We start from the raw sequence: 13,901 nt of genomic DNA on the forward strand, positions 1-13,901 counted from the left end.
GCGTCCACCCTGCGGAACGGTTTTATTCCCGGGCCCCGCCGCCGTCCCAGCAGCTGATCGCGCGCGCCCGGACCGCGGAATCCGGCGCACACTGCGGACAGAGCCGAGGAGAAAGGGGAACGCGGGAATGGCACCAGGAACGGGACCGCGGATCGCCGTCGCGCTGGACGGAGCAGGCTGGCACCCCGCCGCATGGCGGGAACCCGGCGCCCGGCCCCGGGAGCTGCTCACCGCCGGCTACTGGACCGACGTGGTCCGCGAAGCCGAGGCGGGCAAGCTGGACTTCGTCACGCTCGAAGACTCGCTGGCCCTGCAGACGGTGAGCTACCTCGACCGGCCCGGCGAGCGCACCGACATCGTCCAGGGCCGCCTGGACGCCGTGCTCATCGCCGCCCGCGTCGCGCCGCTGACCTCGCACATCGGGCTCGTGCCGACCGCGGTGGTCACCCACACCGAGCCGTTCCACCTGTCGAAGGCCATCGCCACCCTCGACTACGTCAGCACCGGGCGCGCCGGCGTGCGGGTGCAGGTCGCCGGGCGCGCGGACGACAACCGGCACTTCGGACGGCGGGAATTCGGCGAGTTCCGGCTCGAGGACTCCGCCGAGCCGGACAAGCCGAGCCCGCTGGCGGACCTCTTCGACGAAGCCGCGGACTACGTCGAGGTGCTGCGCCGGTTGTGGGACAGCTGGGAGGACGACGCCGAAATCCGCGACGTCGCCACCGGCCGGTTCGTCGACCGCGAGAAGCTGCACTACATCGACTTCAGCGGCCGCTGGTTCTCGGTCAAGGGCCCGTCGATCACGCCGCGGCCGCCGCAGGGCCAGCCGCTGGTCACCGCGCTCGCCCACGCCGCGATCCCCTACCGGCTGGCGGCCCGCTCCGCCGACGTCGTCCACGTGACTCCGTTCGACCGCGCGCAGGCGGCCGCGATCGTCGCCGAAGTCCGGCACGAGCAGGACCGCGCCGGCCGCGGCGGCGAGACGCTGCACGTCTTCGGGGACGTCGTCGTGTTCCTCGACGAGACCGAGCAGGCGGCCGCGGACCGCAAGGCCCGGCTCGACGACCGGTTCGGCGCGCAGTACACCTCGGACGCGCACATCTTCACCGGCACCCCGGCCGGGCTGGCCGACCTGCTGCTCGACTGGCAGGCCGCCGGGCTCTCCGGCTTCCGGCTGCGGCCGGGCGCGGTCCCGCACGACCTGACCGCGATCACCCGGGGCCTGGTGCCCGAACTGCGGTCCCGCGGCGCTTTCCGCACCGAGTACGAAGCCGGCACCCTGCGCGGGCTGCTCGGGCTTTCCCGGCCCGCCAACCGCTACACCGCCGTCTGAGGAGGCCCGAGATGACCCGGAAGCAGATCCACCTCGCGGCGCACTTCCCCGGCGTCAACAACACGACCGTGTGGAGCGACCCCGAAGCCGGCAGCCACATCGAGTTCAGCTCCTTCGTCAAGCTCGCGCAGACCGCCGAGCGCGCGAAGTTCGACTTCTTCTTCCTGGCCGAAGGCCTGCGGCTGCGCGAGCAGAACGGGCAGATCTACGACCTCGACGTCGTCGGCCGCCCGGACACCTTCACCGTGCTCTCCGCGCTGGCCGCGGTCACCGAGCGGCTGGGGCTGGCCGGCACGATCAACTCGACGTTCAACGAGCCGTTCGAGGTGGCCCGGCAGTTCGCTTCGCTGGACCACCTGTCCGCCGGGCGCGCCGCGTGGAACGTCGTCACGTCGTGGGACGCCTTCACCGGCGAGAACTTCCGCCGCGGCGGGTTCCTGCCCCAGGACCAGCGCTACGAGCGCGCCGAGACGTTCCTGCGGACCGCCTGGGAGCTGTTCGACTCCTGGCGCGGCGACGAGATCGCCGCCGACGCCGGCCGCGGCGTGTTCCTGGGCGACCCCCGGGCCGGCGCGTTCGCCCACCACGACCGGCACTTCGACATCGAGGGCCGGTTCCCGGTGCCGCGCAGCCCGCAGGGCCGCCCGGTGATCATCCAGGCCGGCGACTCCGACGAGGGCCGCGAATTCGCCGCGGCGACCGCCGACGCGATCTTCAGCCGCTACGGCACCCTCGAAGCCGGGCAGGCGTTCTACGCCGACGTCAAGGGCCGGCTGGCGAAGTACGGCCGCACGCCGGAGCAGCTGGTGATCCTGCCCGCGGCGACCTTCGTGCTCGGCGACACCGACGCCGACGCCCACGAACGCGCCCACGTCGTGCGGCGGCAGCAGGTCAGCGCGCAGACCGCGATCAAGTTCCTCGAGCAGGTGTGGAACACCGACCTGTCCGGCCACGACCCGGACGGCCCGCTGCCGTCGACCGATCCCGTGGTCGGCGAGTCGACGATCGCCCCGGGGCGCGCCAGCGTCCGCATGTACCGCGACCCGGTCGCCACGGCCCGCGAATGGCGGCAGCTCGCCGAGGCGAAGAACCTTTCCACCCGTGACCTGATCATCGAGGTCACCGGCCGCCAGACGTTCATCGGGTCCCCGTCGACGGTGGCGGCGTCGATCGACGACCTGGTCCAGGCGGACGCGAGCGACGGCTTCATCCTGGTCCCGCACGTCACCCCGGGCGGGCTCGACGAGTTCGCCGACAAGGTGGTCCCGCTGCTGCAGGAGCGCGGCTCGTTCCGGACCGAGTACACCGGCTCGACGCTGCGTTCCCACCTCGGGCTCGACGGCTGACGACCACCGGGTTCGAGCACCACGCGAACGACGCCGCCCCGGCATCGAGCTGCCGGGGCGGCGTCGCTTTCCGGGCCGGCGCACCGGCCCCGGTCACTCCTGCGCGTCGGTGGGCAGCTCCGGTGGTGCCTGCAGGTCGTGGGCGCGGAACAGCACGGCGTGCTCGACCCCCATGGCCTTGCCGCTCATCGCGGCGAACTCCGCGAGGAACTCCGCCGGGGCCGGGTGGTCCGGGAGCGCGGCCAGGTACGCGGCGTGGGCCTCGAGCGAGGCCACGCCGCGGCGCAGCGGCTCGCCGGTGACGTCGACGCCGTGGGTGGCGTCCGGGCCGCCGGGGGTGAGGTACCAGCGCACGGAATGCGGTTCGAGCCCTTCGTCCTCGACCTGGTCCGCGAAGATCCACCGGTTGCCCGCGTCGCGGATCGCGTCGAGCGTCGCGAGCCCGGCCGCGCGGTGGTCGGCCTGGTCGAAGCCGTAGGGCGTGAGCACTTCGAAGCCGGCGCCGAAGACGGCGTCGGGCTTGAACCGGCGGATCTCGCGGCAGATGTCCCGGCGCAGGTCGAGGCCGTAGACCAGGACGCCGTCCGGGTGCGCCAGCACGGTCAGGTGCTCGACGCCGACGGCCGCGCAAGCGGCCTCCTGCTCGGCGACGCGCAGGCGGGCCGTCTCCTCCGGCGGGTTCGGCATGCCGGCTTCACCGCGGGTGAGCAGGAGGTAGCCGACCTCGATGCCGCGTGACGTCCAGCGGGCGACGGCCGCGGACGTGCCGTACTCCATGTCGTCGGGGTGGGCGACGACGCAGAGCACGCGCCGGAAAGTGTCCTCGGGAAGGGCAGGCAAAGTCATGCCGGCCATCTTGCCCCATTCGGGTCAGGGGATCATCCGTTCGCCGCAAGCACCCGAACGGATCTCCGAGCCGGACCGCGGAAGAATGGGACGCCTCGCACCGCGGAAATCGTGATCGAAAACCGCTCCGACGACGTGTTCGCCCCCGCTAGTGGTGCGCCGATTCGGTGTCACATCAGGAAGACAACACAGCGGACAATCACCCGAAAGAATTGGACAGAAGCAGGTCAACCGCCCTCTCCCGCGCCCTTCCGGTTGCCCTGCGGCATATCTGTGTCTTACCGTGACCAAGTCGCTACGGGGAGGGACAAATGGGTTTTCACACGATTCCGGAGGCACTGCGTTCCGCGCGCAGATCTGCGGGTGACGCGGTGGCCGAATTGCGGGGCGCCGACTGCGGGGAGCCGATCCGCGGGCTGGCGACGGCCATGCCGGGCGGCACCACCGCCGGGACCGCCCCCGCCACGGGCGAGGCGTGGACGACGACGTTCCGGTCCTGGTGCGCCGACGCCGAGACCCAGGCCGAAAGCCTGGCCACGGCCGCCGACCGCTACCAGGCCACCGACCGGGCCGGCCGCGACGACCTGGCCGGCGCCGGATCCCTGCGGGGCCCGCGCTGATGGTTTCGCTTTCCGACGTCAAGCGGTGGAACACCGCCCGGCTCGACGAAATCCACGCGACGATCCGCCGCCGGCTGGACGTGCTGGTCCACTCCGGTGACGACTACGGCAGAACCGTTCCCGTCGACGGCTGGGCGGGGCCGGCCGCCGACACCGCGGCGTCCGCGCACCGGGCGCTGATGGCCCGCATCGACAAGCTGGCGGCCGGGGCGGGCATCATCGGCAAGGCCGTCGCCCAGGCGGCCGACGCCATCACCGGCGTGCAGCGCGCCGTGGCCGACGCCGAGGAGTACGCCCGCAAGTACGGCTACCGCATCTCGGACACCGGCGCGGTCACCGACACCTTCCCCGCCGGACAGCCGCCACCGGAGTTCGACCCCGGCGACCGGGCCCGGGCCCACCGGCAGGTCGTCGACGACATCACCCAGGCCCTGCGCACCGCCGACGACATCGACCAGGACCTCGCCGCCGTCCTGGAACGCGCCGAAGCGGGCGAGTTCGGCACCGGCGACGAACCCACCGTGGCCGCCGCGGCCGCGGCCGGCGCCGTCGATCCCGGGCTCACCCTGCCCGAACCGCCGCCGAACGCGACGCCGTCCCAGACCGCCGCGTGGTGGGCCAGCCTGTCGCCCGCCGGCCGGGCGATCCTCCTGCACGACCGGCCGGCCGCGCTCGGCGCCATGGACGGCCTCCCCGCCGACGTCCGCGACAAGGCCAACCGCGCGGTGTTCGGCCGGCAGTACACCGACCTGCAGCACCGGCGCGAAGACCTGCGCAACCGCATGACCGCACTGGACCGGGCCGATCCGGCTAAGCAGAGCGAGTACTTCGACCTCGAACGCGAAGCGGCCGCCGTCGACAAGAAGCTGCAGGGACTCGACGCGATCGACGAGCGGCTCGCCCGCCCGCTGCCCGGCCAGCCACCCGCGTACCTGCTCGGCCTCGACACCGCCGGCGCCGGCCACGCCATCGTCGCCATCGGCAACCCCGACCACGCCCGGAACGTCGCCACCTACGTCCCCGGCACCTACGCCGGGCTCGACGGCTTCGCCACCGACCTCCAGCGGGCCGACATCATGAACCAGAGCGCCGGCCGGCTCAACCCGGTGCCGACCTCGGTCATCACCTGGGCCGGTTACGACGCGCCGCAGAGCATCGTCCCCGACGCCGCCAGCACGAGCTTCGCCGATCACGCCGAGCCCGGGCTGCGCCGCTTCCAGGACGGCCTCGGCGCCAGCCACGACCCGATCCCGGTCAACTCGACGGTGATCGGCCACAGCTACGGCACCACCGTCGTCGGCCAGACCGCCCGCGACCTCGGCCTGCCCGCGGACAACCTCGTCCTGGTCGCCAGCCCCGGCGCCGGCGTGCAGCACGCCGGCGACCTGCACCTCGACGGCGTCCCGGCCGGTCAGGTGGGCCACCACGTGTACGCGACCAAGTCGGCGGTGGACCCGGTGCCCGCGTTCACGAACTTCGGCACCCCGGCGCTCGACCGCGTCGACCCGCTGGGCCCGGACCCGACGACCGGCTGGTTCGGCGGCCGCTCCTTCCCGTCGGACCCGACGGCGGGCCACAGCGATTACTGGACGCCGGGTTCCCCGTCGCTGCGCGGAATGGCCACCGTCATCGCGGGCGCACCGTGACAGCTCCGAGCCGAGGACCCGCCAGGGCGCCGGACTTCCTCCGGTCGCTGCTGCTCCTCGCGGTACTGCTGGCCGCCACGGCCGGATGCGGAGACGACATGAAACCTGCCCTTTCCCTGGCCGAGGCCCGCGACGCCGCGGCCGCCCAGATCCGCGAGGCCGCCGCGGGCACCTTCCCGCCCGGCTTCACGCTCGAAGAGCTGCCGCCGCAACCGCTCAACTGCACCGACTCCGCGGACAAGCCCACCGGCCAGGTCATGGTGGGCATCAGCTTCTGGGTGAACGGCATCGTCGCGGCCCGCAACGAGAGCTACTTCGACGCGCTCAAAGCCTGGTGGTCCGCCCACGGCTGGGCCGCCGGCACCGACAGCCGCCCCGGCGACCTGTTCATCAACGCCAGCCGCGACGGCTACCTCATGAGCCTCCAGGCCGGCCTCGAAAACCGCCTCACCCTCGGCAACACGACCCCGTGCGCCTGGCGCACCGGCCCCTCGTCCTGACGGCGGCGGTCACCACGCGACCGGCAGCTCCCGGACGCCTGCACCAGGCGGCCGGCCGATTACCCGACGTCTTCCGCCGGCCCGGCCGGGTGCAGCTGCCGGAGCCGCCGGACCAGCGTCCCGCGAGCCGGTCCCGCGCGGCGGCGACGTCGGCCGCCGCGGCGCGGGAGGAACGCGGGTCGGCGAGGATGATTTCGTTTGCTCGCACCGAGTCACCAGCGGCGCCGGGGTTCAGCGGATCAGCGCACCCGGGCCGTGCCGCGGGTCACTGTTCGGTGGACCCGCCTTCGGGGTAACCGAAGGACGTGAACGAGAACTCCACCGCCACCATGGTCGCCAACCCGAACCGCACCCGGATCCGGACCGAAGCGGACCTCCGCCGCAGCGCGCCGCCCGCCAACCCGGAACCCGCGCAGGCGACCGAAGAACACTAGGCCTCGACCACCGGTACGTCACTCAGGCGCCGGACGGCGTCCGCGATCTGCTCCGGCGTCGCGTCGACGGTCTGCGTGAGCACCAGGAACGGGCTGCCGTAGGGCTTCGTGCGCAACCGCGTCATGCGGCTCGAAGACTTCTTGCTGTTCCAGAACGGATCGAAGACGACGGTCGCGGGCACGGCGCCCGGTTCGCGTGGTACGAACGCGATCACCCGGAGCCGCGTCGGCTGCAGGACGAACAACCACCGCGGCCGCGGCCGGGAGATCCGCACCTCCGCCAGCGCGGACCACGGCACCGGCGCGAACCCGCGCGCTTCGACGCCGTCCACCCCGAGCCGCACGTGCCACGGCTCGCCGCGGGACCGCAGCACCGAGACGACCGCCATGCCCAGCGCCACGACGAACACGGCGGGGCAGGCGATCGCCAGCCAGGTCGGAAACAGCCCCGCGCGGCGACGACCACCTCGAGCACCAGGAACCCGGCCAGCAGCAGCAGGTTCGGCAGCTGCGCGCGGACCGAAGGCTTGACCAGCAAGGCTTCCGAAGACGTCATCCCCATGGCCGGAGTCTTCCACGCGCAGCCGGGGCTCATCCGTCGGCCAGGCGCTGGATGGTCGCGGCCAGCCACGCCTCCAGCTCGGCCGGGTCGCCGAGCTCGGACCGCAGGACCCGGCGACGGGTCGAGACGCCGAGCACGAACGCGTCGATCGCCTCCGCCCGGCGGCGGGCCTCCGCGTCGGACAGCCCGCTGTCGCTCAGGTAGCGGTGCAACGGCTCCAGTGAGTTCGCGTCGAGGAAGGCGGCCAGCGCTTCGGCCGCCTCCGGGCGTTCGCCGCACGCGCGTTGCAGGACGAGCAGCGGATCCTCGCCCGCGCCGCCGGACCAGCGCCGGACGATGCCGGCCGCGAGCCGCGCACCCAGGGTCGCGCGGTCGCCGTCGAAGGAGTCCGAGACCGGGATTTCCACCTGCGTCGCCGCGAGGAACAGGCCGTCCTTGCCCCCGAAGTACCGCGTGATGAGGTTGGGTGACACGCCGGCCGCGTCGGCGACGCCCTTGACCGTGCACGCGGTGAACCCGTGCCGGGCGAACTGCCGCCGCGCCTCCGCCAAGATCCGGGACCGCGTGGCGGCGGCGTTGCGCGAAGTCATGTGTACCAGCATACACATCATGTGTACGGTGATACACATGACCAGCGACCTCAGCGAACGGCTCCACCACACCCGGCGCGTCCCGACTCCGTGGCGCGACGATCCGGCCCGCGGGATCGACGGCACCGCCCTCGACGCACTGCTCGGCCACTGGGCGAACGGCTACGACTGGGCGGTGCACGAACGCCGCATCGGCGAGCTGCCGTGGGAGACGGTGCCGGCGGGCGGCACGCAGCTGCGGGTGGTCCACCGGCGGGCCGCCGATCCCGGCGCCCCGGTCGTCGTGCTGCTGCACGGCTGGCCGGACTCGGTGCTGCGGTTCGAGCGCGTCCTGCCCCTGCTCGACGACGTGCACGTGGTGGTCCCGGCCCTGCCCGGCTTCCCGTTCGCACCCCCGCTGACCGCCCCCGGCATGTCGGCCGGACGGATGGCGGAGCTCCTCGCGGACGCCTTGGAGGCGCTCGGCCACACCCGCTACACGCTGTCCGGCGGGGACGTCGGCGGCGTCGTCGCCGAAATCCTCGCGGCCGCCCACCCGGAGCGCGTGGCCGCCCTGCACCTGACGAACGTGGCCCCGCAGCACGCCTTCACCGCAGACCCGGCGAAGCTGCCGCCCGACGCGGCGGCCTACCTCGCCCGGGCCGCGCAGTGGTTCCGCACCGACGGCGGGTACATCGCCGAGCAGTCGACGCGGCCGAACACCCTCGCCGTCGCCCTCGGCGACTCCCCCGCCGGGCTCGCCGCGTGGATCACCGAGAAACTCCTGTCGTGGTCCGGCGAGGACGCCTTCACGACGGACGAGCTGCTCACGTGGGTGAGCGCCTACTGGGTCACCGGCACGATCGGCACGTCCTTCGCCACCTACACCGAACCGGCCGCCGTGCCCCCGTGGATCGGGACGCCGACGGTGCTGTCGGTGTTCGCCCAGGACACGAAACCCGAACCCCGCAGCTACGCCGAGGCGTTCCTGAACGTCGTCGACTACGTCGAGCACCCGGTGGGTGGCCACTTCGCGGCCTGGGAGCAGCCCGAGGCCTACGCCCGCGACCTGCGGCGGGCGATCGAGCTGGGCGAGCGGCTCAGCCGACCGGGAACTTCACCGCGGTGAGCTCCTCCGAGACCGCCCAGAGCCGCTGCTGGACCGCCACGTCGTAGGACTGCGGGCTGGAGGCCACCACCTGCGGGCGGCCGCGGTACCCGCCCGGGCCCGCCGGGCCGTAGTACTGGCCGCCGAGCGCGGCGGGATCGGTGGCCGCACGCAGGACCGGCAGCGCGCCGCGTTCGGAGCTCTGGGTGAACAGCGGGGCCACCACCGGGAAGAGCGCGCGCAGCACGGCCGGCGAGTTGCGCATCAGTTCCGTGCGGGCCACGCCGGGGTGCGCCGCGAGCGACGTCGTCGTGCCGTGCGGGGCGAGGCGGCGCTGCAGCTCGTAGGCGAACATCAGGTTGGCCAGCTTCGCCTGCCCGTAGGCGGCGACGCGGTCGTAGGAGTTCTCCCACTGCAGGTCGTCGAAGTGGATCCCCGCGCGGATGCGGTGGGCGATGCTGGCGACCGTCACCACGCGCGAGCCCTCGACCGGCAGCAGCAGGTCGAGCAGCAACCCGGTCAGGGCGAAGTGCCCGAGGTGGTTCGTGCCGAACTGCAGCTCGAACCCGTCCCGGGTGGTCTGCCGGGGCGGGTACATGACGCCGGCGTTGTTGATCAGCAGGTCGATCTTCGGCAGCGTGGTGTGCAGGTCGGCCGCGGCGGCGCGGACGGATTCCAGCGACGCCAGGTCGAGTTCCTGCACCGTGACGTCGGCCTGCGCGCCGAGCCGCGCGGCCGCCTGCTTGCCCTTCCCGACGTCGCGGACGGCCAGCACCACGGTCGCGCCGCGCGCGGCGAGCACCTTCGCCGTGTCGAAGCCGAGGCCGGTGTTGGCGCCGGTGATCACGGCCACCCGGCCGCGCTGGCTCGGCACGGCCCGCTCGGTCCAGTTCTCGCTCATGGCAGTCCTCCTCGGTCGCGGCCCTTGCGGACCGACGGTCTGTTATGACTCCGACGCTAAGGAACCGCCGGTCTGCTGTCAAGAGACCGTCGGTCTCCAATTCTCCGGCGGGGGCGTTAGGCTGGTCGCATGACGTTCCAGCGGGCGCGCAGCGCGGAGCAGCGGGAGGAGCGGCGCCGCACGATCCTCGACACGGCGCTGACGATGCTCGACGAGATGCCGGTGGCCGAGATCAGCCTCAACGAGCTCAGCCGCCGGGTCGGCCTGGCGAAGTCGAACGTCCTGCGCTACTTCGAATCCCGCGAAGCCGTGCTGCTCGAACTGCTCGACCGCGCGCTGCGGGACTGGCTGGCCGAGGTGGCCGACGAGGTGGCGGCGGGCGTCGACCCGGACCGCCCGCCGCGCGAGCGGGCCGAGGCGTTCGCGGCGGTGGTCGCGCACTCGCTGGCCCGCCGCACGGTGTTGTGCGACCTCATCGGCGCGCAGGCGGGCGTCCTGGAGCACAACGTCTCGACCGACGTCGTGGTGCGGTTCAAGCGCTCCGCGCTCGGCGGGCTGGAGACGATGGCCGGGCTGCTCGAGCGGTCGGTGCCCGAGGTCGGCGGCGAAGCGGGCTCGGTGTGCCTGCTGGCGATGATCCTGGCCGGCGGGCTGTGGACCCACTGCCGCCCGTCCCCCAGCGCCCTCGCCGCGTACGAGGCGGACCCGGCGCTGGCCGCGCTCCGCCTGGACCTGGCACCGGCACTGGAGAACGGGCTGGCGCTGCTGATCGCGGGCGCCATGGCGCGCAACGGCTGAGCCACGGCGCCCTCGCGGGATTCGGTCAGAATCCGGGGAACACCCGGCGCAGCTCTTCGAGCGTCACGCCACCCTCGACGCGCACACCGTGGTCGTACGGCGCCTTGAGCCGGCCGCTGAGCAGCCGGACGAACGCTTCCGCCGGTCCGGTGAAGGTCGCCGACGGCGCCTCGAGGTCCTCGACCAGGGTGACCGCGTCGTCGATCACCAGGGCACCACCGGGCACCGCGACCGACACCGGCTTCGCGAGCTCGGCCGGCTTCGCCAGGAAGCTCAGCATGAACCCGACCGGCCCGGCCAGGAGGTCGACGAGCACGGCGGCCGACTCCGCGTCCACCCCGGCAGCGGAGTCGAAGGCGACGCGCACGTCCCACGAGTGGTTGGCGACTTCGCTGAGCCGCATGCCCAGCGCGGTCACCAGCGGCACCGGCTCCGGCAGGAAGCCGAGGTCGACGGTGAGCGACGAACGCTGCTCGGGCGTGAACGCCTCGACGGTTTCGAGCCAGCGGGCGTTGTGCTCCAGGAAGCCCTCGGCCTGCGCGCGCGGCGCGGACGCGTCCCAACGGGCCCAAATGGTCTGGTTGTCTTCGGCAGGCACGGTCTCGCCGGCGGCGCGCGCGATGGGCGCGCGGCCGATCTCGGCACCGCTGCCGAGGTGGGACAGGACCTGGGCGACGGTCCATTCCGCGGCACCGCTGGATGCGGCCAGCTGGTCGTCGGTGAGGGTCCGGACGAGGCCGGCGAGCGTGTCGTGCTCGGAGCGGAGGGCGGCGAGCGTGCGATCCACGAGTTGACTCATGCCACGCACAACTCGCGCGCGAGCGCGGGTGTTCCGGCGCGGTGGACCCCGCGGCACGCGCCGTGGTAAAAGTAGAACACGTTTCAGTTATGGCCGCCGGTGCCGGGAGGTGCGGATGGGTGTCCCGACGGTCACCGAGCTGTTGCTGGCGCGGGCCGGCGACGAGCGCCCGGGCCTGCGGTTCGAGGACGGGACGTGGTCGTGGGCCGAGCACGTCCGGGCCTCGGCGCGCTGCGCGGCCGGGCTGCGGGCGGCGTTGCGCCCCGGCGAACCGCCGCACGTCGGCATCCTGGCCGACAACGTCCCGGCGTTTTCGATCCTCCTGGGCGGCTGCGCGTTCGCCGGCGCCGTCCTGGTCGGGCTGAACCCCACCCGGCGCGGGGCCGCGCTGGCGCGGGACGTCCGGCTCGCCGACTGCCAGTTCGTGCTCGCCGAGCGGAAGTACCGGCCGCTGCTGGCCGGACTGGACCTCGGCGGGACCGGCGTGCGGGACCTGGCGTCGCAGCTACCGGCGGGCGAGCCGATCGACCCGGTGCCCGCGGCGCCGGACGACCTGCTCATGCTGATCTTCACCTCCGGCACCAGCGGCGACCCGAAGGCCGTGCGCTGCACCCACGGCAAGATCGCCTTCCCGGGCGCGATGCTCGCCGAGCGCTTCGGACTGTCCTCATCGGACACCGTGTACGTGACGATGCCGATGTTCCACTCCAACGCCGTGATGGCCGGCTGGGCGGTCGGGCTCGCGGCCGGCGCGGGCATCGCCCTGCGCCGCCGGTTCTCCGCGTCCGGTTTCCTGCCCGACGTCCGCAGGTTCGGCGCGACCTACGCCAGCTACGTGGGCAAGCCGCTGTCCTACGTCCTCGCCACTCCCCCGCGCCCGGACGACGCGGACAACCCGCTGCGAGTGGTCTACGGGAACGAAGGAGCGAGCGCCGACCTGGAGGCGTTCGGAAAGCGCTTCGGCTGCCGGGTGGTCGACGCGTTCGGCTCGACCGAGGGCGGCGTGGGGTTCGCCCGCACCGACGGCACCCCGCCGGGTTCGCTGGGCCGCCCGGCCGGGGACGTGGCGATCCTGCACCCGGACACCGGCCGGCCGTGCCCGCCGGCCGAGTTCGGTCCCGACGGCCGGCTCCGCAACGCCGGGGAGGCCGTCGGGGAACTGGTCAACACGGCCGGCGCCGGCTGGTTCGCCGGGTACTACCGCGATCCCGAAGCCGACGCGGAACGGCTGCGGGACGGCCGGTTCCACACCGGCGACCTCGCCTACGCCGACGCCGACGGGTTCTGCTACTTCGCCGGGCGGCTCGGCGACTGGCTCCGCATCGACGGCGAGAACCTCGGCACGGCCCCGATCGAGCGCATCCTGCTGCGGCACCCGGCGATCACCGACACCGCCGTCTACGCGGTACCCGACCCGGTGACCGGGGACCAGGTGATGGCCGCCGTCGTCACCGGCGGCAGCCCGCTGGACCCCGCCGAGTTCGGCCGCTTCCTCGCCGCCCAGCCGGACCTGGGTCCCAAACAGGTGCCCAGGTACGTGCGCACGGTCCGGGAACTGCCGCGGACCTCGACGTTCAAGGTCCTCAAACGCCGGCTCGCCGCCGAGGGCCTGACCGGCCCGGACGTGCTCTGGGAGCGCGCCGGGCCGGCCATCGCCTACACCGTGGCCGAACGTCAGACCAGCGACGCGGTCAAGCCGCCGTCGAGGACGTAGTGGCTGCCGGTGACCCAGCTCGCCCGGTCGGACGCCAGGAACGCCGTCACCTCCGCGATGTCCTGCGGGGTGCCGAGCCGGCCCTGCTTGGCCGCGACCAGGTCGCCGAAAGGCACCTGGGTCGCCGCTTCGAAGTCCGGCACCAGGCGCTCGACCATGGCCGTGTCGGCGAAGCCCGGGCAGACCGCGTTGACCCGGACACCCGTCGGCCGCATCTCCACCGCCGCCACCCGGGTCAGCTGGATCACCGCGGCCTTCGTCGCGCAGTAGGAGCCGAGCAGCGGGCTGCCGCCGATGCCCGCGATCGAGGCGATGTTGACGATGTTGCCCTTGGACTCCACCAGGTGCGGGATCGCCGCCTTCATCGTCACGAACGTGCCGCGCACGTTGACCGCGAAGATCTTGTCGAAGCTCTCCGTCGGCTGCTGCAGCAGCGGCGACGACACCTCGATGCCGGCGTTGTTGACCAGGACGTCGAGGCCACCGAGGAGGTCGACCGCCTGCTGGATCGCCGACTGGACCTGGATTTCGTCGGTGACGTCGCAGTTGGCGACACCGGCCGCGCCGATCTCGTCGGCGGCCTGCTTGGCCGAAAGGGAGTCGAGGTCGCTCACGACGACCCGGGCGCCGCGTTCGGTGAACAGCGCCGCGATCGCCTTGCCGATGCCGGCACCGGAGCCGGTGACGAAGACGCGCTTTCCTTCGAGTTCGGACATGCTGGTCCC

At 73.1% G+C, this 13,901-nt stretch carries 15 protein-coding genes; 9 read left to right on the forward strand and 6 right to left on the reverse strand.

Annotated features, from left to right (window positions below; genetic code table 11):
• Window positions 1-127: 127 nt before the first annotated feature.
• Window positions 128-1,333: an LLM class flavin-dependent oxidoreductase gene (locus tag ACLJPY_RS28065; protein WP_410592874.1), complete on the forward strand. Its 1,206-nt coding sequence runs from the start codon at window positions 128-130 to the stop codon at window positions 1,331-1,333.
• An 11-nt stretch (window positions 1,334-1,344) separates the two neighbouring features.
• Window positions 1,345-2,679 (forward strand): NtaA/DmoA family FMN-dependent monooxygenase, encoded by a 1,335-nt coding sequence (locus ACLJPY_RS28070; protein WP_410592876.1) that lies wholly within the window; start codon window positions 1,345-1,347, stop codon window positions 2,677-2,679.
• A 93-nt stretch (window positions 2,680-2,772) separates the two neighbouring features.
• Here the strand turns inward: ACLJPY_RS28070 and ACLJPY_RS28075 are convergent, their stop codons facing one another.
• Complete coding sequence (locus ACLJPY_RS28075; protein WP_410592878.1) at window positions 2,773-3,534, reverse strand: PIG-L deacetylase family protein; 762 nt, start codon at window positions 3,532-3,534, stop codon at window positions 2,773-2,775.
• 362 nt (window positions 3,535-3,896) lie between these two features.
• Here ACLJPY_RS28075 and ACLJPY_RS28080 point away from each other — a divergent pair, with 362 nt between their 5' ends.
• The 4 genes from ACLJPY_RS28080 to ACLJPY_RS28095 all read left to right on the forward strand — a co-directional run bounded on the left by ACLJPY_RS28080 (window position 3,897) and on the right by ACLJPY_RS28095 (window position 6,725).
• On the forward strand, window positions 3,897-4,145 hold the full coding sequence (locus ACLJPY_RS28080) for a hypothetical protein (RefSeq protein WP_410592880.1): 249 nt from the start codon (window positions 3,897-3,899) through the stop codon (window positions 4,143-4,145).
• The gene (locus ACLJPY_RS28085; RefSeq protein WP_410592881.1) at window positions 4,145-5,791 is read left to right on the forward strand and encodes an alpha/beta hydrolase; all 1,647 of its coding nucleotides are present in this window, start codon (window positions 4,145-4,147) and stop codon (window positions 5,789-5,791) included. Before ACLJPY_RS28080 ends, ACLJPY_RS28085 begins: the two co-directional genes overlap by 1 nt.
• Before the next feature lie 98 nt (window positions 5,792-5,889).
• Window positions 5,890-6,291, forward strand: a complete 402-nt coding sequence (locus ACLJPY_RS28090) for a hypothetical protein (protein ID WP_410592883.1) — start codon at window positions 5,890-5,892, stop codon at window positions 6,289-6,291.
• 305 nt (window positions 6,292-6,596) lie between these two features.
• A complete protein-coding gene (locus tag ACLJPY_RS28095; RefSeq protein WP_410592885.1) occupies window positions 6,597-6,725 on the forward strand; it encodes a hypothetical protein in 129 nt (42 codons plus the stop codon).
• On the opposite strand, the gene ACLJPY_RS28100 is transcribed toward ACLJPY_RS28095, so the two are convergent.
• Window positions 6,722-7,135, reverse strand: a complete 414-nt coding sequence (locus tag ACLJPY_RS28100; protein WP_410592886.1) for a hypothetical protein — start codon at window positions 7,133-7,135, stop codon at window positions 6,722-6,724. The two genes, ACLJPY_RS28095 and ACLJPY_RS28100, sit on opposite strands and share 4 nt — an antisense overlap.
• A 181-nt stretch (window positions 7,136-7,316) precedes the next feature.
• Window positions 7,317-7,877, reverse strand: coding sequence for a TetR family transcriptional regulator (locus ACLJPY_RS28105; protein WP_410592887.1), 561 nt, complete (start codon window positions 7,875-7,877; stop codon window positions 7,317-7,319).
• Window positions 7,878-7,914: 37 nt separating this feature from the next.
• Here ACLJPY_RS28105 and ACLJPY_RS28110 point away from each other — a divergent pair, with 37 nt between their 5' ends.
• Window positions 7,915-8,985, forward strand: a complete 1,071-nt coding sequence (locus tag ACLJPY_RS28110) for an epoxide hydrolase family protein (RefSeq protein ID WP_410592888.1) — start codon at window positions 7,915-7,917, stop codon at window positions 8,983-8,985.
• On the opposite strand, the gene ACLJPY_RS28115 is transcribed toward ACLJPY_RS28110, so the two are convergent.
• Window positions 8,957-9,865: an SDR family NAD(P)-dependent oxidoreductase gene (locus ACLJPY_RS28115; RefSeq protein ID WP_410592890.1), complete on the reverse strand. Its 909-nt coding sequence runs from the start codon at window positions 9,863-9,865 to the stop codon at window positions 8,957-8,959. The two genes, ACLJPY_RS28110 and ACLJPY_RS28115, sit on opposite strands and share 29 nt — an antisense overlap.
• A gap of 129 nt (window positions 9,866-9,994) precedes the next feature.
• Between ACLJPY_RS28115 and ACLJPY_RS28120 the strand changes: the two genes are divergently transcribed.
• A complete protein-coding gene (locus ACLJPY_RS28120) occupies window positions 9,995-10,663 on the forward strand; it encodes a TetR/AcrR family transcriptional regulator (protein ID WP_410592891.1) in 669 nt (222 codons plus the stop codon).
• 25 nt (window positions 10,664-10,688) lie between these two features.
• Here ACLJPY_RS28120 and ACLJPY_RS28125 read toward each other — a convergent pair whose 3' ends face one another.
• Complete coding sequence (locus ACLJPY_RS28125; RefSeq protein WP_410592893.1) at window positions 10,689-11,462, reverse strand: maleylpyruvate isomerase family mycothiol-dependent enzyme; 774 nt, start codon at window positions 11,460-11,462, stop codon at window positions 10,689-10,691.
• Window positions 11,463-11,577: 115 nt separating this feature from the next.
• On the opposite strand from ACLJPY_RS28125, the gene ACLJPY_RS28130 reads away from it, so the two are divergent.
• On the forward strand, window positions 11,578-13,176 hold the full coding sequence (locus ACLJPY_RS28130) for a long-chain-fatty-acid--CoA ligase (protein WP_410592895.1): 1,599 nt from the start codon (window positions 11,578-11,580) through the stop codon (window positions 13,174-13,176).
• Here the strand turns inward: ACLJPY_RS28130 and ACLJPY_RS28135 are convergent.
• A complete protein-coding gene (locus ACLJPY_RS28135) occupies window positions 13,137-13,892 on the reverse strand; it encodes an SDR family NAD(P)-dependent oxidoreductase (RefSeq protein ID WP_410592896.1) in 756 nt (251 codons plus the stop codon). The two genes, ACLJPY_RS28130 and ACLJPY_RS28135, sit on opposite strands and share 40 nt — an antisense overlap.
• Between the last annotated feature and the right edge of the window lie 9 nt (window positions 13,893-13,901).

It is taken from the genome of Amycolatopsis sp. lyj-23 (assembly GCF_046549135.1).
In the GTDB taxonomy this organism is placed as follows: Bacteria; Actinomycetota; Actinomycetes; order Mycobacteriales; family Pseudonocardiaceae; genus Amycolatopsis.